This window comes from Falsibacillus pallidus (assembly GCF_050990905.1).
GTDB classification, from domain to species: Bacteria; Bacillota; Bacilli; order Bacillales; family DSM-25281; genus Falsibacillus; species Falsibacillus pallidus_A.
The window spans coordinates 676427-693826 of sequence record NZ_CP158866.1 but is presented as its reverse complement, the minus strand read 5'-3'; the positions used below and the strand labels follow the sequence as shown (position 1 = coordinate 693826).

General features: G+C 41.4%; 27 protein-coding genes. 9 read left to right on the top strand and 18 right to left on the bottom strand.

The window, feature by feature from the left end:
• Positions 1 to 294: 294 nt before the first annotated feature.
• The 5 genes from ABTV07_RS03650 to ABTV07_RS03630 form a co-directional block, all read right to left on the bottom strand.
• Positions 295 to 1155: a PHP domain-containing protein gene (locus ABTV07_RS03650; RefSeq protein WP_433747633.1), complete on the bottom strand. Its 861-nt coding sequence runs from the start codon at positions 1153 to 1155 to the stop codon at positions 295 to 297.
• Positions 1156 to 1411: 256 nt separating this feature from the next.
• Positions 1412 to 1702: a type II toxin-antitoxin system RelE/ParE family toxin gene (locus ABTV07_RS03645; RefSeq protein WP_433747632.1), complete on the bottom strand. Its 291-nt coding sequence runs from the start codon at positions 1700 to 1702 to the stop codon at positions 1412 to 1414.
• On the bottom strand, positions 1690 to 2055 hold the full coding sequence (locus ABTV07_RS03640) for a hypothetical protein (protein WP_433747629.1): 366 nt from the start codon (positions 2053 to 2055) through the stop codon (positions 1690 to 1692). Before ABTV07_RS03640 ends, ABTV07_RS03645 begins: the two co-directional genes overlap by 13 nt.
• Positions 2021 to 2275 carry a hypothetical protein gene (locus ABTV07_RS03635; RefSeq protein WP_433747627.1) on the bottom strand — a complete coding sequence of 85 codons (255 nt, stop codon included), beginning with the start codon at positions 2273 to 2275 and terminating at the stop codon, positions 2021 to 2023. Before ABTV07_RS03635 ends, ABTV07_RS03640 begins: the two co-directional genes overlap by 35 nt.
• Positions 2276 to 2361: 86 nt before the next feature.
• Complete coding sequence (locus ABTV07_RS03630; RefSeq protein WP_433747624.1) at positions 2362 to 3135, bottom strand: hypothetical protein; 774 nt, start codon at positions 3133 to 3135, stop codon at positions 2362 to 2364.
• A gap of 242 nt (positions 3136 to 3377) precedes the next feature.
• Between ABTV07_RS03630 and ABTV07_RS03625 the strand changes: the two genes are divergently transcribed.
• Positions 3378 to 3872, top strand: a complete 495-nt coding sequence (locus ABTV07_RS03625) for a DinB family protein (protein ID WP_433747622.1) — start codon at positions 3378 to 3380, stop codon at positions 3870 to 3872.
• Between the two features lie 59 nt (positions 3873 to 3931).
• Here the strand turns inward: ABTV07_RS03625 and ABTV07_RS03620 are convergent, their stop codons facing one another.
• Entirely contained in the window at positions 3932 to 4696 is a 765-nt protein-coding gene (locus ABTV07_RS03620) for an SDR family oxidoreductase (protein ID WP_433747619.1), read from the bottom strand.
• Between the two features lie 30 nt (positions 4697 to 4726).
• On the bottom strand, positions 4727 to 5701 hold the full coding sequence (locus tag ABTV07_RS03615; RefSeq protein WP_433747617.1) for a quinone oxidoreductase family protein: 975 nt from the start codon (positions 5699 to 5701) through the stop codon (positions 4727 to 4729).
• A 268-nt stretch (positions 5702 to 5969) separates the two neighbouring features.
• On the opposite strand from ABTV07_RS03615, the gene ABTV07_RS03610 reads away from it, so the two are divergent.
• Positions 5970 to 6119 (top strand): hypothetical protein, encoded by a 150-nt coding sequence (locus ABTV07_RS03610; RefSeq protein ID WP_433747615.1) that lies wholly within the window; start codon positions 5970 to 5972, stop codon positions 6117 to 6119.
• A gap of 102 nt (positions 6120 to 6221) precedes the next feature.
• On the opposite strand, the gene ABTV07_RS03605 is transcribed toward ABTV07_RS03610, so the two are convergent.
• Positions 6222 to 7112: a fructose bisphosphate aldolase gene (locus tag ABTV07_RS03605; RefSeq protein ID WP_433747612.1), complete on the bottom strand. Its 891-nt coding sequence runs from the start codon at positions 7110 to 7112 to the stop codon at positions 6222 to 6224.
• 225 nt (positions 7113 to 7337) lie between these two features.
• Here ABTV07_RS03605 and ABTV07_RS03600 point away from each other — a divergent pair, with 225 nt between their 5' ends.
• Entirely contained in the window at positions 7338 to 7739 is a 402-nt protein-coding gene (locus ABTV07_RS03600) for a hypothetical protein (protein WP_433747609.1), read from the top strand.
• A 102-nt stretch (positions 7740 to 7841) separates the two neighbouring features.
• Here ABTV07_RS03600 and ABTV07_RS03595 read toward each other — a convergent pair whose 3' ends face one another.
• Entirely contained in the window at positions 7842 to 8237 is a 396-nt protein-coding gene (locus ABTV07_RS03595; protein ID WP_433747607.1) for a VOC family protein, read from the bottom strand.
• A gap of 86 nt (positions 8238 to 8323) precedes the next feature.
• Positions 8324 to 8869 carry a GNAT family N-acetyltransferase gene (locus ABTV07_RS03590; RefSeq protein ID WP_433747604.1) on the bottom strand — a complete coding sequence of 182 codons (546 nt, stop codon included), beginning with the start codon at positions 8867 to 8869 and terminating at the stop codon, positions 8324 to 8326.
• A 416-nt stretch (positions 8870 to 9285) separates the two neighbouring features.
• On the opposite strand from ABTV07_RS03590, the gene ABTV07_RS03585 reads away from it, so the two are divergent.
• The 4 genes from ABTV07_RS03585 (at position 9286) to ABTV07_RS03570 (ending at position 10999) form a co-directional block, all read left to right on the top strand.
• Entirely contained in the window at positions 9286 to 9723 is a 438-nt protein-coding gene (locus ABTV07_RS03585; RefSeq protein WP_433747601.1) for a DUF4362 domain-containing protein, read from the top strand.
• Between the two features lie 87 nt (positions 9724 to 9810).
• Positions 9811 to 10011 (top strand): DUF3951 domain-containing protein, encoded by a 201-nt coding sequence (locus tag ABTV07_RS03580; RefSeq protein ID WP_433747599.1) that lies wholly within the window; start codon positions 9811 to 9813, stop codon positions 10009 to 10011.
• A 10-nt stretch (positions 10012 to 10021) separates the two neighbouring features.
• A complete protein-coding gene (locus tag ABTV07_RS03575) occupies positions 10022 to 10435 on the top strand; it encodes a nuclear transport factor 2 family protein (protein WP_433747597.1) in 414 nt (137 codons plus the stop codon).
• A gap of 27 nt (positions 10436 to 10462) precedes the next feature.
• Entirely contained in the window at positions 10463 to 10999 is a 537-nt protein-coding gene (locus tag ABTV07_RS03570) for a GNAT family N-acetyltransferase (protein WP_433747595.1), read from the top strand.
• A gap of 59 nt (positions 11000 to 11058) precedes the next feature.
• Here the strand turns inward: ABTV07_RS03570 and ABTV07_RS03565 are convergent, their stop codons facing one another.
• The 6 genes from ABTV07_RS03565 to ABTV07_RS03540 form a co-directional block, all read right to left on the bottom strand.
• The gene (locus ABTV07_RS03565; protein ID WP_433747592.1) at positions 11059 to 11523 is read right to left on the bottom strand and encodes an NUDIX hydrolase; all 465 of its coding nucleotides are present in this window, start codon (positions 11521 to 11523) and stop codon (positions 11059 to 11061) included.
• Between the two features lie 184 nt (positions 11524 to 11707).
• Positions 11708 to 12256: a TVP38/TMEM64 family protein gene (locus ABTV07_RS03560; RefSeq protein ID WP_433747589.1), complete on the bottom strand. Its 549-nt coding sequence runs from the start codon at positions 12254 to 12256 to the stop codon at positions 11708 to 11710.
• A gap of 188 nt (positions 12257 to 12444) precedes the next feature.
• Positions 12445 to 13092 (bottom strand): uridine kinase family protein, encoded by a 648-nt coding sequence (locus ABTV07_RS03555; protein WP_433747586.1) that lies wholly within the window; start codon positions 13090 to 13092, stop codon positions 12445 to 12447.
• A gap of 47 nt (positions 13093 to 13139) precedes the next feature.
• Positions 13140 to 13925, bottom strand: coding sequence for a class I SAM-dependent methyltransferase (locus ABTV07_RS03550; RefSeq protein WP_433747584.1), 786 nt, complete (start codon positions 13923 to 13925; stop codon positions 13140 to 13142).
• Positions 13926 to 13997: 72 nt separating this feature from the next.
• Positions 13998 to 14678, bottom strand: a complete 681-nt coding sequence (locus ABTV07_RS03545; protein WP_433747581.1) for a DUF1129 family protein — start codon at positions 14676 to 14678, stop codon at positions 13998 to 14000.
• A 1-nt stretch (position 14679) separates the two neighbouring features.
• Positions 14680 to 15006, bottom strand: coding sequence for a PadR family transcriptional regulator (locus ABTV07_RS03540; protein WP_433747579.1), 327 nt, complete (start codon positions 15004 to 15006; stop codon positions 14680 to 14682).
• A 345-nt stretch (positions 15007 to 15351) separates the two neighbouring features.
• Between ABTV07_RS03540 and ABTV07_RS03535 the strand changes: the two genes are divergently transcribed.
• Together ABTV07_RS03535 and ABTV07_RS03530 are read left to right on the top strand one after the other, a co-directional pair.
• On the top strand, positions 15352 to 15543 hold the full coding sequence (locus ABTV07_RS03535) for a hypothetical protein (protein ID WP_433747576.1): 192 nt from the start codon (positions 15352 to 15354) through the stop codon (positions 15541 to 15543).
• Between the two features lie 27 nt (positions 15544 to 15570).
• A complete protein-coding gene (locus tag ABTV07_RS03530) occupies positions 15571 to 15798 on the top strand; it encodes a hypothetical protein (protein ID WP_433747573.1) in 228 nt (75 codons plus the stop codon).
• Positions 15799 to 15803: 5 nt separating this feature from the next.
• On the opposite strand, the gene ABTV07_RS03525 is transcribed toward ABTV07_RS03530, so the two are convergent.
• Both ABTV07_RS03525 and ABTV07_RS03520 read right to left on the bottom strand, forming a co-directional pair.
• The gene (locus ABTV07_RS03525; protein ID WP_433747570.1) at positions 15804 to 16496 is read right to left on the bottom strand and encodes an aspartate/glutamate racemase family protein; all 693 of its coding nucleotides are present in this window, start codon (positions 16494 to 16496) and stop codon (positions 15804 to 15806) included.
• 102 nt (positions 16497 to 16598) lie between these two features.
• Complete coding sequence (locus ABTV07_RS03520; RefSeq protein WP_433747567.1) at positions 16599 to 17393, bottom strand: DUF817 domain-containing protein; 795 nt, start codon at positions 17391 to 17393, stop codon at positions 16599 to 16601.
• Between the last annotated feature and the right edge of the window lie 7 nt (positions 17394 to 17400).

Below are 17400 nucleotides of genomic sequence, written 5' to 3'. Positions count from 1 at the left end.
CTCATTGTGTTTCCTTCGGCCGATAAATCAAGGTTATGTACAGTTAATATTACGGAATATTCAGACAATAAAAGGTGCATAGTTTCCATTACTGAAAATAATTATAGCACATCCCCAAGTCCTATTTTTTTGCCCAATAAGGGTACTTTTTTATGCTCTTATTTCTACAAGTCAATTATTGCAATGCATGAAGTTACCTTGGCAGGAAGGGCCAGACCCCCGGTGCGCTAAAGCGTTTCTGTACCGGGGATCTGGCCATTTCAGTTGTTAAGCTATTGTTTCCCGTTATTTTAATCATGTGGTGAATTTGCTTACTAAATTGTGACTTAAAACATCCCCAAGATTTAACCAGGAAATCGGTATTTCCATCTCTCCAATTTCTGTTTTTCCAAAATTACCGTGGCAATCAGAACCTGCTGTAATTAACAAGCCAAGTGCTTTGCAAATGGACAGGCAATCTTCAGTAACTTCATGAGAATGAGATGGATAATAACATTCAATTCCATCAATCCCTAAATTAATTAATCTAGTAATTTCTCTCTTAAAATCGTTCCTATCAGTAACATTTATTACTCTTCCTGGATGAGCAAGAATCGCCTTCCCACCTGCACTGTGAATATGATTACATACCTCGCTGACAGAGGGAAATTCAATACAATCAAATGATAGTTCGTACTTTGAATAGAATGCAAATCCTGCTGTCAAGCTGCTGGTAATCCCCTTTTCCACAAAATAATGCAATGCCTTCCAACCACCGTTTTTTCGGTCATAATTATAATTTAAGTATTCCTCCAGGGATATGTTATTGTAATCCCTTTGCATCCTTACTATAAGTCGCTCATCTAAAGACTCAAAAAGCAATCTGTTTTTTTTAGTAAATTCTCTAAACCTTTCATTTTTCAAATCCATTCCATAACCCAATATATGCAGATTTTCCCCTCTATCTAACGCGTCCAGTTCTACACCAGAAATTAACAAGAGTTCTTTTTTATCTTTTAGCTTTAGTATTTCTCTTGAACCTTCTAGCACATTGTGGTCAGTAATCGCTATTAAACCTAACCCTTTTTCTTCTGCTTTAGCAATAATTTCTTCGGGAGACATCGTTCCATCTGAGAATAAAGAGTGGATATGTAAGTCAGCCATTTTATGATTCATTTTACTATCAGCTCCGTACCAAATTTATATAAATCAACATTCGCCATTGAAGATAATATTCCCTTTCATTTAAAAGCAAAAAAGACTTTGTGGAAATCATTGAATGAGCGTGAAAACCATCCCCTCGCTTCTAATCATGCTACAATGATGGTGAAAAACAGTCTCTTAATGGGAGTGTACCGGGGGTCTGGCCCTTTAAATATTTCAAAAAAAAATAAACATCACAGCCTTTATCTATCCTAAGCCATGATGTTTATTAGTTTATATCTTTAAAATTCCTGGCACTGTGGATGATTCGAACCACTTCTATTGAGTCATTGTTAATACGATAAATTATTCTATAATTTGTCAAGACTTTCTCTCTAATCATTTCATTATTCATCTCTACAACTACTCGACCAGAGTATGGGAAAGCAGCTATCGTTTCAACAAAATCAATTATACTTCTTGCGAACATTCGTGCATATTCTTCAGAGTCTTCAGCTATATAATTACAAATGTTATCTAAATCTTTAACAGCAGATTCTGCCCATCTTAATTCAGCCATTTCCCTAATTTATCCTTAACTTCATCATGAGAAATAACTTTACCCGCATTTAATTCTTTAATTCCTTTATCAATTTTTGATCTTACATATAGCTCCCTCATAATATCTTCAATGGTTGCATTCTCCGGTAAATCCTTTATTAACTTTATTACTTCTTCTTTTGTACTCATGTTAAGATACCTCCCTATCAATAGTTGACCTTTCTTCCGCTTTATAGGTTTAATGTCACCCATAGGTGGTTGAAGTAATAATCCCTTCCAAGCATTGCTTATTCTTAATTGAACAGATTTTTCTTGTTTTTTTAAAAATTTAACCGCCTCACGACTTAGCGTCATTTGGTAAGTTGAGCTCATTCATTGCTTCCTCCCAAGACACAAACTCCGAGTTACTCTTTAGTTGACGTTCTTCTTCTTCACTCAAAGGGGTTTCATCTGGGTCTAAATCCATTATTTCATCCCAGTTTGGACGAGTATGACTGATTGTTAAGTATTTTAAGTAATCGTAAGCTGATTTTTTTGCAGACTGCGGTAGTTTCTTTACCATTTCAACTAATTCTTCATTACTTATAGCCATAGTTCAACCTCCTTTATTCCGATCATCATCTTTATGATATTTTACCATATACAACGCTTTCTACATAATAAATGCTAGGCAATCGCTTATATTAAAGCTTTATTTTGAATTTCTATGTACTTTGTTAAAGTTTCCAATACTATTTCTTTGTTGTAATTCGTTTTTTGACTAATCAGTTCTGCCCACTCTTCTATTTGTCCGAGTTTTGGTTCCTTGAATAAACCGTGACTTGTGCTCAAAAAACTTTCCCAATTATAGAATTCCCAATGTGCAATCTCTGATTTATAAGGCACTCTACATTCTAATAACGGATTTGGTTTAATTAAATTCTGTGAAAACTCAGCAGCTTTCAGGAAATAATCCATTTCAATAGGATTTGTATTAAATATTTGTTTTGACACTTTACCGTTTGAACGGTGATAAAAAATTTCTGTGCCTGCTCCATGATTTTGCACCTGCACCTTAGCTGCGGGGAAAAAGCCGCTAAGTTTTTCATTGGTGTATTCCTCACTATCGGTATCTATTAAAATAGGAGTTAGCCACTGATCTCCTAAGTCACAGAAATAACGATTTCCCTTTTCGTTTAATGCAATTACAGCAACGTGGGCATGTTCCGTGTTCAGGTTATGACCCACAGGATAAGCCTCTACTCCAGCCTTTTTAAACTCATCAAGCAGCCAAAGTGCCAAGTCAAAACAATTACCTGATAATCCGTATTGTTCTCTATGTTCTTTCATAAGTGATATACTTCGCTGTTTTTCATTGGTCCCTTTGTCATAAAACCAAACCTTCGTTAATGTTTCCATCGGGAAATTATTGAACTTCTCCCAAGTCTTTAAAATACTATCTGTTGGCAACATCTTGTCCACCTACTTTTATAGAATATAAATCTGAATTAATCTGCTTTGTTAGTTGAAAAAAATCCATGATTTCTCACGAAAATAGATAACCTAAGTGTATCACGTTTTTCCATATTTTGTATTCAAATATATGAATCATCCTTCTGCTTTGGAAATCATTGAATGAGCGTGAAAACCATCCCCTCGCTTCTAATCATGCTACAATGATGGTGAAAACCAGTCTCTTAATGGGAGGAAAAATTATGTTCACAACTACAAATGATTTCTTACAGGAATGGAAACAAGAAGCGGCCGTTACGCAAAAAGTGTTGGATGTACTGACAGATGAGTCGTTAAAGCAGGAAATTGCACCTGATATGTTCAGCATCGGCAGTCTTGCATGGCACATTACGGGAGCGACGTATTACTTCCCGGCTCAAGTTGGCATCACCTTCGAAGTGCCTGATCTTCGCAAAGATGCGCCAACTTCTGCTGCAGAAATCAGCGAAACGTATAAGCTCGTAAGCGATCGTCTGACGGAAGCCGTTTCTGAGCAAGTGTCTGATGAAAAAATGAATGAGACAGTGAATCTTTTCGGCAGGGAAATGAAAGTCCAGTCTGTTTTCCGCCTGCTCATTCAGCATCAGGCCCATCACCGCGGACAATTGACCGTCCTCATGAGACAAGCTGATTTGAAGGTGCCTGGCGTGTATGGCCCTAGCAAGGAAGAAATGGAAGCAATGAACGCACAGAAGTAATTTTAAAAGGGGCCAGACCCCCGGTACGTTAAAGCGTTTCTGTACCGGGGGTCTGACCCTTAATTTTGCTTTTCAACCCATGACTTCCAGGTAACTGCCCCTTTTGTAGCCTGTGGATTTGTATTTTTGCCTTCTTGAAAAGATTTGAATGTTTTGTTTGGAAAGTACGAGAGTGGAATCATTAACTTTTTAATTTGTTTGTGTGATTTCCAGATCGTAAATAGTTCTTTTAATGACATTACTTCTGGTCCAGCAAAATCCTCTTCCATGCCAGATGGTCCGTTTTTTAAGGCTCCAACTAATACTTCAGCCGCTTCATCCACATCGACAGGTTGAAACTTCAAGGTTGTCGGCAAGACGCCGGCAGGATACTTCGCAAGGGTGCTAATCATTCTATCTATTAAATTATGAAACTGAGTCATTCTCACGATTGTATAAGGAATTCCGCAGTTCATGATCAATTCTTCCGCTGCCAGTTTTGCCTTGTAGTATTTCATTGGAATTAAATCGATTCCCACTATGGAAGGATAAATAAAGTGTTTAACCCCATATTTCTTACATTCCTCCAATAGCAAATTGGTACCCGCGATATCGACTTGATCCGTATTTTTAACAGGGCTGGTTGCCGCATGAAAAACAGCCTCCACTCCTGAAAGTGCTCTGGATAAACCCTCTCCTGTTTCAAGATCCAGAAAAGTCCATTCGACCTCTGTTGAAGATGGTTTGTTTCGCGACGCCACAAACACTTGATGACCTTCCCTCTTTGCCAAAGCAGCGAAACGGCTGCCAAGAACACCCGTACCGCCTGTCACCAATATTTTCATCGAACCACCCCTTATAATTTGATATCCAAATCATTCTCCACCTATTTTCAGCAGCACTTTCCCCTCATAATTCCGACTCTCGATTAATTGATGAGCAAGAGCAGCTTCGCTCAAGTCGAAAATCCGCGCGATCGGCAGCGTCACTTTTTCAGAAGAAAAGAGTTCCAGCACTTTTTCCGCTGCAGGTTTCAACCGTTCCGGCTTGTGCTTTCTTGTGGTTCCTAAGCTGAATCCCTTCACGTTCCGGCAGCTGCTATGAACGTCGCTCGTTTTAAAAGTTCCCGCTTTTCCGCTGCTATTTCCGAATTGGACAAGCGTCCCATACAGAGCCAAACAATCCAAACTTTTGCCCGTCACGTCCCCTGCAACTGAATCAAAAATGACATCTGCTCCACGTCCATCCGTTTGGTTCAAAACAGTTTCCGTAAACGTGTCATATGTACACACTACATCCGCACCTAATTTTTTTACATATTCTGTTTTGCTCAGATTACCAACCGTAGCTATCACTTTTTCTACTCCTGCCTCATTAGCCAATTGGACAAGCATCGAACCCACACCGCCGGCAGCACTATGGATGACAATAGTATCGGACTTTTTCACTTCGCCAATTTCGTGGATCAATATATAAGATAATATAGATACCGTTGGGATAGCAGCAGCCAGTTGAAAAGATATGTCATCTGGAATCTTAAAGACCAATTGTTCAGTGGCCCTGACATACTCTGCGTATGATCCACCGATTGGAAACGCAATGACACGATCTCCAACTGAAAATGATGAATTGCTGCCAACCTCTTCAATCGTTCCGGAAACATCCAATCCCAGGATCATTGGAAATTTGCCGGAATCTTTCGCGCCTTTCCGCTTCTTGATGTCTGCATAATTGACGCTAGTATACCCTGTTTTGATCAGGACTTCCCCTTCTTTTACCATTGGCCTATCCATTTCAGTGGCCATTAGAACATCAGGATCACCAAATTCATTTTGTATGACAACCTTCATGATGGCTGTCCCCCCTTTGAGATCTATTGTTATTTACTTACATAATAATGTATGGCCAAGTAATTTGGATAATACAAAATGTGAATGCTAAACAATTTGTTTTACTTATGACAAAAAAGACCTGTCCCCGGTACGATGATTCGTTGCAAAAGTGACAGGCACCACCCGATTTTTGTCGAATAGGCATAACGCTCTCACATACTTAGGATAACTCCAGTGCGACCTGCTAATAATAAAAACTTAGATTAATCATGAAAGGAGCTTAATTATGAAACAAAATCAACAGACATCAAATCCAGCAATGAAGCCTGAGTTTGCGGGCACGAATGCACAAGAAGTGAAGAAGCAGATTCAAAAAGATGTGAATGCTGGCCAAGGCGCCATGACTTCCCGGGAAGCTGGTTCCATGAAGGATTAGGAAAAAGTAAATCGGGTCGTGACAGTCACGACCCGATTTTTGTCGAACGCCAAAAAAGCCCACTGCTACCAAAATGGTAACAGGGGCCTTTTTCTAAACTATTTATTTTTTATTCACAGAGGCATCGTAAATGGAATCGATTGCACTCTTCAATGATTCATTGAATTCTTCCTCGGTTTGGCCGGCTCTCAATTCTTCCGCAAGTGCACGTGAAAAGCTTGCTATCATTCCTTCGTTTTCTTTCAGCTTTTCATTAGCTTCATCACGGGAGTATCCGCCGGAAAGTGCGACAACTCTCACAACTCGCGGATGCTCCACTAATTCCTTGTAGGCATTTGCCTTTGTCGGAATAGTGAGCTTCAGCATGACGTTTTCATCCTCTGAAAGCTCATTCAAATGCTTGAGAATTTCCGCTTTTAGGATTTCTTCGCATTTTTCCTTATCCCCGCTGTGGATATCTACTTCAGGTTCGATGATCGGAACCAAATCAGCTGCGATAATCTTCTTCCCAATATCAAATTGCTGGTCCACGACCTCCTTGATGCCTTCTTCATTTGGTTCATGAATGACTGAACGCATCTTGGTGCCGAAGATATTTCGCTCATTGGCACGGCGCAGCGTCTCATCAAGATCTGGATTCGGCTTCATGAGCTGTACTCCATTCTCCTTCTCAGCTAAACCTTTATCCACTTTTAAAAATGGGACAATGTTGTGGTCGGCCAAATAGTCAGCGGTATACTTTCCTTCCACTTTGCTGTCCATTGTCTGTTCGAACAGGATGACGCCAAGAATGGACATAGAACTGAAAACCGGAGACGTAATGATCCTCGTCCGCATCTTGTGCACCTGATCAAACATTTCGTCTTCATTCGAGTAGGCATCTTCCATGACGCCATACGCTGCCAATGCTTTCGGCGTGCTGCCTCCGCTTTGGTCGAGCGCGGCGATAAATCCCTTACCATTCTTCATTCGATCGAATTGACTCTTGTTCATCCGTACCACTCCTTTTTTACAACTCTTCAAAAAAACATTCCTCTTTACTATTTCCCTATTTTCACTGTAGTTAACACATATTTTATTATGGATTCAACTTATTAAGATCCGACTAAATGAATATTGAGTTTCTTTTCTAATATTCAGCTGTATCTGTCCACTCTCCAATTTCAGCTGAAACTTGCCGGGATATAGTACGTCTAATGTATGGAGGGGGATATTAAGATGAAGAAAATTCTACTACTTATTCTTACTGCAGTTTTTATGATGAGCCTATTCGCTTGTTCTAATCAACCATCACAAATGAGTAACAATGATAAAGATTTTGTTAGCAGCAACGAGCACAATGATAAGATTGCTGAAAAAGGCGATGTAAGAGAAAAGGTGTGGGGGCAATTATCATCTGAACAGCGAGAAAGGATTAATGGCACTTGGAAAGATGGAGAGGTATCTAAAGTTACGTTGAACAATAATATGATGAGTCAAGTAAATGATAAATCATATGAAGGAAAAGTCGTTTATCTAATTGATTTCCCTACAAAAAGCAGCAACTCTGTTCCTAACAATATGATTGTTTATGCTGACGTAAACACTTTTGATTACATAGGAAATGGTCTTGTAGATTAGGATTACCGTAGGCTCTTGCCTATATAGAAGTATAAAGAATAAGTCCAAAAAATAGTGCCTTACTATATAAGTAAAGGCACTATTTATTTTAATTACATTAAATTATTTCGCATTCTCATCAGGCTGATGGATACCGATGATATTTCCTTCTGGATCAATAAAGTATCCCTGCCAAGCCATTCCAGGCAAAGCGTATTTTGGCATAGCAACTGTGCCGCCAAGCTCTAGGATTTTCTTTTCGGTTTCATCATAGTTTTCTACTCCCATCGTGCAGGCAAATCCATTCATGGCTTGTCCTGCTTGAGGAGCTGGGCCTTGGCGTTTCATTAAGGCACCGTTGATTCCTGGAGTACTTTCATCCCCCGTTACAGCCCCAAAGTAAGGCATGCCGGCATACTCGCTCCAGTCCTCGAATTTCCATCCGAAAACTTCCCCATAAAACGTTTTTGCGCGGTCCATGTCATCTACATGGATTTCAAAATGAACTAATCTACCCATCATTTACCCTCCCGATTGTTCGCATCTAATCATTTCCAACTTACCTCTTTATTGTACTCGATGACTAATAGGGATAGCAAGTATTTTCACGAACATATATTCGCTTTTTCGATCAGCCAGCAATCTCGGTATTCCCCTTCATGCCATTCATTTTTCGGCAGAAGCTTCACTTTCTTGAAACCGCACTTTTCGTAGCAGCGAATCGCACGTTCATTCCACGTCTGTGGATCCATCACCACTCGGTCTGCCTGCTTTTCTTCTATTAAATATTTGACCATGGACTGAACTAGCAGGGTACCTATCCCCTTGTTCCAGTAACTGGTCTCTCCGATGAACTGATCCATGCCGTAAATGACTTGAGCGTCGTCTTCATACCCATACAACTGCCTTGATTCCACATCAGCTTCATAGAATTGGATATAGCCGATGGCCGCATCGTCATATTCAATGATGCAGCGGGTTTCCTCGTCCTCCTCAGGATAAAACTTCTCAATCACCTTATCCATATCGAAGGAATTGTCCCTTCCTTCATAAAACTCCAGCACCGCCGGATCACTCAGCCACTTTGCCAGCAGCTCAGCATCTTTCCTTTCAAGAAGCCGAACCCCTAACCTGCCATTCACAAATAGCATCCTCAATTCCCCCCTTGGGACATGGGGACAGGTTTACTGTCCCACCCTTGTAATTTTCACCACTGCTTCAGCCCAATATTTGGCACCTTCTAGTAATATTCGTGAGAATTCTAGTAAAATTGCCTGCAACTCTAGCAATTTATAAAACTCTTCTAGCAATAACCATAAAGAGCCTAATTCTTTTTCTATAAGTGAAAGAATTCCACTAGAATTGTAATAATAATTGATTGAGCAAAAGTAATTAGCAATTCATCTTTCCAATGTGTTTTCCCCACTACACTCAGCAATCTGGCAATCAGAAAACTGCAGATTCAAATGACAAAAAACTCCCCCTAAGCCTCGAACTTAAAAAAACCCTTATTTCAACCTCTCCATATATGGTACCATAAAATGTAAATACGAAAGGAGCATAATTCATGAAATCATCTTTACTCGTCATTCCAGCTTTGCTGCTCCTGATGTCAGGATGCCATTTAGAAAACGACCCTGCTAAAGTTGCAGGTGATCAATCTAATGTTTCACCTCGTTCAGCAAATCCGCCAGAAGTCGTAAACACTCATGGAAACATTGAAAATTTGAAGAGACTGGATTTGTTTGTAGAGAATGCAAGGAACAATATCAACGATCAGATTGACTATGTGCAATATGGGATTGAAGGACAAAAGGGAATTAGATCCTTGACCTATGGTGACGGTCAATTAAAAGTTGAACACCATGTTGATGGGGAGTTTGTTGAATCTTACAGCTGCAAGAACATACAAATGGAAGAGGCAGAAAAAGAGATGAAGTATACCCTTACTGGCTGTACCGGCAGCTTCCAAGGAGATTTCGAGTTGCTACGAGTACCTCAATAACCATTACTTCCCATCCAAATAAAGGAATCTGCAAAAAAGTATCGAATGTAAGGAAATCAAACGAAAGGACTGATGAGTTTGGCCATTGTGTATACAATTTTCATCATCGCCGTCATCGTATTTATTTTCTACCGAATTTCGAGAAAGAAATCCGCACCTTCTAACCACTACACCCCATATGACCACATCACTATGGGGACAAATGACAGTCAGCAAAATACACCGATTCAGGATACAAAGCACCATGTACCGTTTGAGGAGAATTCAACGAATGCTAAGAACGAGTAAGGAGGAGATTATGAACAATCCAGGGTTCCGAGAATTCCTTGATGCCTACTTAAAGGCTTGGAAAAATTCATCCATAACAGAAATGAAAAACTATATCTCCCCTGACTACCAAGCAAGGGAAATTTCCGGTGGGGACATTATCGATTTTGGCTATGAAGAATCGATCGAAGGCTGGAAACAAGGATTCGAATTCGTGCTGAAAGAAAAGGCGGCGTGGGATATCGCTGAGCGCACAATCATCCCATTAAGGGAAGATGAATGCCTTGCAATCCTCTCTGCAAATATCATCATTGAGGGCAAACCGCTGGATTCCGTCAACTTATTTTTCAACACTTTCAGAAATACCGATGGCGAATGGAAACTGGTCAGAAGCTACATCGAAGCTGGTGTTTCAGCAGATGCCGCAATGCAGGCAATCAAATAGATAAAATACACAAAGTGGGAGTTTTGTATGGAAACAGAAAGATTAGCGCTGCAGCCGCTGCATTTAAAATATGCAGATCGCGTAGAAGAGCTGGCGAACGACTATGATGTGGCCAAAACGACGCTGGGGATGCCTTATCCTTATCCAAAAGGCGGCGCGAAGGCGTTCATTGAAGACAGACTCGCGGCAGAAAAGGACGGCGGCTTCGTCATATACGCCATCACGCTGAAAGAAACCGACGAATTTATCGGGATGATCACCTTCACCATCAACGAGCGGCACAAGCGCTGCGAATTCGCCTATTGGCTTGGGAAAGAATATTGGGGCAACGGCTATGGGACGGAGGCGGCAAAGCGCATGCTCGATCTTGCCTTCAATGAGCTGAACCTCAATAAAGTCTATGCCCAGGCGTTTGCCGGCAACCCGGGTTCGTGGAGGGTCATGGAGAAAATCGGGATGACCTATGAAGGCAAACTGCGGCAGCATGTTTCCCGATTTGATGAGTATCATGATCTGGTGCAGTATGGGCTGCTGCGTGAGGAATATTTACAAGGGAAAAACTAAGGTTAATTCAGAATAATTGGGAATAGTTATGGGACAGTAAACCTGTCCCCATGTCCCAGTCAGCTGATTATAGGAGTGCTTTTGTTCTCAGCCCAATCCACAATAAACGGCTTCTGCCTAGGATTCAGGTTTTCAGGCAGTTCATCCCTGCTGAAAAAACGATGCTCCCTGCTTTCTACATCCTCAAGCTTGATTTCCCCTGTAAATTGCTTAGCCTTGAAAATAATCTGAACACTGAACACCTTGTCCTTATTCGGATATTCCACAAAGCATTTCTCCCCGGAATAGATGCCGAACAATTCCATTTCCTCCACTTTCAATCCCGTTTCTTCCCACGCTTCTCGTTTAGCAGCCTGCTCAAACGTTTCGCCCATTTCCATCATGCCGCCGGGAATGCACCAATTGTCTGCATCTGTTCGGTGCTGCAGCAAAATTCGGCCATCATCTTCAATAATGACCCCACATCCGACCGTCAAAAGCGTTTCATGACCGATCAGCTTTCTCATATTCTTGATATAATCCATTTCTGCACATCCTTCGTGTCTATTTATATAAGTTTCTAGCAAATTTTTGCGGGGTTCTAGTAATTTATTTAGATGTTCTAGCAACTTTATAAAAAGTTCCAGCAAAGTCAAAAGAACTTCTAGCAAAATGCCATTTGGACACCCGGAACGGGACAGTAAACCTGTCCCCCTGTCCCAAAACCTATCATGACGACCTCATTTTCTTCCACACGTAGAGGAGCAGCACAACGGATCCAGCTGCCAATATGATTTTTCCTTGCCCAGTCCAATTCATCAGTTCATTGACAGAATAGGCTTCCAACAGCATAGCAGGTATTTTGCCGATTGTACTAGCGATGAAAAAATCCAAACCACTCATCATGCCTACTGCGGCAGCAAATGTAACGATTCCGGAGGGCACAAACGGCATGATCCTTAAAGAAAGCACCAAGAAAAATGCCTGCTTACCCGTCACAGTCAGCAAGGGCTTCACTCGCTCGTACTCATTTAATTTCTCGTGAGTAAATTTCCTGAACCCTTTCCGATACAAATAAAACGCCACGATTGCCCCAATCGACTCACCAAGAAATGAAATCCAAAGCCCCATCGAAAAGCCAAAGACACTGATATTTACAGCTGTGAAAAAAGCGGATGGCAGGAAGCCAATGATGGAAATGAGTGTACTGATGGCGATGCTGATGATGATGGCAAATTCGCGGTGATGTATTAAAAACGCTGTTAAATGATTGATCATTTCAAGTAAATCTCCATTCGTTTTTCATACTGCTGATTTTGCAAAAAAAATGACCAATTCGTCAAATATTCGTTTTGGCTATGCAAAGTAAACTGAAGTATTAGGACAGCTCCGGTATTTCCTTGCGCTATCCATCAATTTAAAACCTAACAAACAATAGCTGGGACAGTAAACCTGTCCCCATGTCCCTAACTCGGAAAATCACATCTCTCTATCTCAAAATCTCCATTCGAATTCCGGATAACGACATCAAAATTCTGATGGTAAGGATGCATGAATACTTCATATTGAATCCGCCGTTCATTATGGGAATGCAACAGATACTCCAAATCTGCGCCGCGTTCGTCCACATCTCTGATACCTCTTCTTTTAATCTCAGTTTCTCCATCCGTATATAAATAGATTTTCAAATCAAACAAATCACGGTCAACAAAAGCTGTCGTCATGCCTTCAATGATGGTTGCATTTTTAGAGGATGATACAAGCGTACTCTCCATATAATGCGTCCCTATTGTATAAAGGTCGAGCCCGTCGCGAATCATCCGGATATCCCGCTTCAACGCCAGCGCATTGTGTGCAGCAGGATGACAGGCCGTCATCTTGAAATGATGCTTCTCGCCCTCATATTCATAGTCGATCTCAGCGTGCTTCCTCACACCAGAATCCACAATATAAGGATCCGTGTTGATATAATTCACATCATTTTCACCCAGCAATGCCAGAAGCTTCCCGGCAAAAGTCGTCTTCCCTGACGCGCCATGCCCGGATATACCGATGACGATCCTTCTATTTTGACCTTTGATCCAATCAGCTGTTTTTAGTAAAATCTGCTTCATACTCCAACCCCGATTTCTAATTCATCTTGTATGAAAATATTAACATATCATTCCCTATTTCTTGCTTTTTTACAAACATAGATCATGCTATAACTATTATTTGAAATGCCTGTTTCATTCCAATCTTGATAGATGGCGAGGATTTCAAAGCCGCTGCTATCTAAAAGTCTTTCCATCTCTTTTGGAAATACGTAGCGCAGTCTGATATTCGTTCTTTTCTCGTCTATAATAACGCCGTCTATATTGATAAACTTTCTAATAGTTTCATAATGCTGGATTTGATTGAGCGCATCGTATTCGCTAATCGTATAAACGTCAACCCGCTGTTTAGTTTCCGTGTCGGTATAGGTCTTCCAATACTCTTCTTCGGCCGGTTGGAGAAGCTCCTCAGTACTCGGAAACCTTGTGTTGAAAATAAATGTTCCACCCATTTCTAGATGTCTATTAACAGAAAACAGCAAACCGTCCTGATCTTCATTGGTAAGGAAATGCTGAAAAGAATTCCCCACTGTGAAAATCAAATGGCTCTTCGTATTTAGATCCAGCTTCGTGCAATCCTGCTCGACCCATTTTATCGGCAGTTGAAGCCGCTCCGACTTCTTTTTCGCCTCGCTTAACATAGCACTATGTATATCCACTCCGATAAGCTGGTGGCCATTGCTTGCCAATGGGATGGTGGCCCTTCCTGTTCCGCAAGCTAAATCAATAATCGGACCATCAATTTTAGAAGCCCATTTCATTAAAAAAGGAATGTCTTGTCTATATGATTCATTTTCCTTGTCGTATAAAACTGGGTTGTCGTATTCCTCAGAATTTGTGATTGAGTTCTCCATCCCTTGTCTCCCTTTTGAAATAATTTGATGCTAGAATCTCCGACCGCTCAACTTCCCTTTTTATGAAAAAAATCACCTAAATCCGATATCCGTTTTCTTCAATAATGTAACTATCCCCCACAAAACAGCTCCAGTCAACAATGACGCCAGCCAGGAATAGTGAATTACCGGACCGAACTTAGGAGTAAACTGGCCAACTGCGATGACAAGCCCCATCGACAGCGCCACATAGATAGCGACTTTGATTGTATCTTTCTTTTTACTTACATTTTGATTGAACAGTGTTTTTTTGACCATCTTGAATATAAACCAGATATCGAATAAAATCGTTGCGAGAATCACTGCAAAAACAAGGAGTGCAGTGATTGGATAGACGGCATCATCCACACTCTTGAATTGTGAAACTACTAAGATTGCTCCCCCGCGGATCATCAACATCCAACTCACGAGATTGAGTACAATCCCGAGTAGGAATGGAAAGATTTCTCGTTTTTGTTCTTTCGGAAGATTTTCAATGATCTCATCTGCATATCGTTTCGGGTCATCCCCAAAAATTTCGCGCGCCGATTTCCCTTCTTCCTGCCCCTCCAGTAAATGATCGAGCATCTCCATCAGGACTTCTTCGGATTGCTGCTCGGACAATGATAGCGTCAGGCGGATATAGACCAGCATGTCACCGTAGTATTCCTCATTTTCTTTCGTAAGAAGGCTTCGTTTCCGATTATTTTCTTCTATTAATTGTTTCGCCTTCACGTCATTCTCTCCCTTCAAATAATGAATTCACCGGGGCTGATATCTGCTTCCACTCTGCAGCGATGGTTGTTAGCGATTCTTTTCCAACTTCGGTCAAATAATAATACTTTCTGTTCGGTCCAAAATCGGAAGCTTGCATTTTACCGAAAATAAAACCGTTTTTTTGCAGCCGGAGCAAAACCGGGTAAATCGTTCCCTCGCTTACATCGCTCAACCCGATTTCCTGGAGCTTCTTCGATAACTCATAGCCATACACCGGTCCCCGCTCAATTACCGCTAAGACGCAACCATCTAAAATCCCCTTTAACAATTGGCTTCTTAAAGACATGTTACAGGTTCCTCTCAAGTAAAGTTTTCAACTACCTTGTAAAACCAGATAGGTATCTTAAATAAAGCTACCTTGCTTAACAAAGTAGCTAACTCAACAATACCTTTTTATTCCAAAAGTGTCAAATTGAGTTTTTAACTGGCGTAGACTGATTTTGCTCTCAACTTTTCGATTTTATCCCGCAACTTTTGGGGACGACCGCCGCACTTTCCAGCTTAACCGCTCAACTTTCTGGCCGAACTGACGCACTTTCCCCATCAACCCTTCAACTTTCCTTTCCTTGAAAATTTCTAACTTCTAACATTGGAATATTATGCTAAAATTAAGCAAAGGGGTGAACGTAATTTGATCGCATTCATTTTTATCGGTGTATTTGTAACGCCGATTTTGGCTATTATTTTTTGCATCAATCTAGTTGAAATCATGAAAAAAATTAAACATGACCAGAAGACTGCAGGAAACACTTTTTGGCTGACCGTTTCTTTTATGCTGATTGTCTGGACATTGGCTATTTGTGCATCCATGGGTGTAAATTGATAAACGAACAATAAAAGAGGTGCTTCCATGAAACCCGGTACAATCATTAGCATCATCATTGTTTTATTAGGCATCACCCATCAATTTTATAAGACTCTTATCATCCCGATAGCGGTTGCTATTTTATTTGTCATTCTATTAGCCATGGCACTTGTGGAGGCTATCAAAACAAAGGATAAGTTTCGAACTTATGGCTCTGGACTTTTTATCGTGGGCCTCGTCATATTTGTTATTCGTTGGCTTGCTGCCCTATAAGTTCCTTAACTCTCAAATGCTGCCTCAACAGCCTCAAGGGCATGAATCACCGCGGTATCAAAAAGCGGCACCTCTGAATCTTCCGGTTTAACCAGGAGGCCGATTTCCGTGCACCCCAATATGATTCCTTCTGCTCCTTGGGCGATCAGCCCCTTGATGATTCTTCTAAAAACATCTCTTGAGGACGGCTCTATTTTCCCTAAACACAACTCCTGAAAAATGATTCCATTGATTACTTCCCGGTCCTCCTGATTCGGAACCAGCACCTGTATGTCACTCGCAGCAATCCGTGACTTATAGAAATCCTGCTCCATCGTATACTTCGTGCCCAGCAGTCCGACTGTTTTCATTTCTGCCTTGCGGATTTGCTTAGCCGTGGCATCCGCAATATGTAAAATAGGAATCTCAATTTTCTGCTCTACTGCTTCCACGACTTTATGCATCGTATTGGTGCAGATGACAATGAATTCTGCACCTGACATCTCTAAAGCATGCGCAGCATCTCCAAGGGTTTCGCCAGCTTTCGCCCAATCCCCTTCCGACTGGCAGCGTTCAATTTCCTCAAAGTCGACACTGTACATGATGCACTTCGCGGAGTGCAGTCCCCCTAATCTATTTTTCACTTCTTCATTGATCACCCGATAGTATTCAACAGAAGATTCCCAGCTCATCCCGCCGATTAGACCGATTGTTTTCATTCCGCTTCCCCCTGTTATGATTCTGATCTTTACTCATTGTTTCTTGATGAAATGGGATAAGTCCTCTTTTTTAGAAAAGAAAAACCCGACCCCAACCAGGGATCAGGCATCCACCTTCTTATTAAATCCACTTTCCACAGCAGCACCTTTCACCTGCTTCAGCGTCGCCACGATCAGGAAGCTGACAATCACGAGCAATAGCCATGAGCTCACTTTCCCTAGATGGACAAGGCTCCATGCATCCCGTTGATCGGGGTACTGCCATGCCCCGAAAAATGTCGCGATATTTTCAGCCACCCATATGAAAAATCCAATCAAAACGAATGAAAGGGCAATCGGCATGCGGTAGCTTTTTCCTCCCACCTCGTAGCGGACCCACGCTTTCCAAAAGACAATCAAGACAAGCCCTGATAGCCACCAGCGGACATCGATCCAAAAATGATGGACAAAAAAGTTCAAATAAATCGCCGCTGCAAGTGCAGCTGCAACCCAAAACGGCGGCCAGTCAACCAGTTCGACACGCAGCCTTCTCCAAGCCTGGCAAAGGTAGCTTGCCACACTTGCATACATGAATCCACTGTAGAGAGGCACACCGAAAATTTTCGTGTAGCCTTCGTCGGGATATGCCCAAGAACCCATATGCACCTTGAACAGCTCCAATGCTAACCCAATCAAGTGAAACAATGTAATCACTTTCAGTTCATCCTTCGTTTCAAGGCCGGACCGAAGCATGACCCACTGCATGAGCAGGCAGATAATCAAGAGCCAGTCATAGCGAGGCAGCAGTGGCAGTGGGATGATTTGGGTCAGGGCGAGCGAGGCAAAAATGACAACCGGAAACAGACAGGATAATGCCTGCTGCCAGCCAAACCGCATAAGCTGTTGGAAAGCATTCATGGTTTTT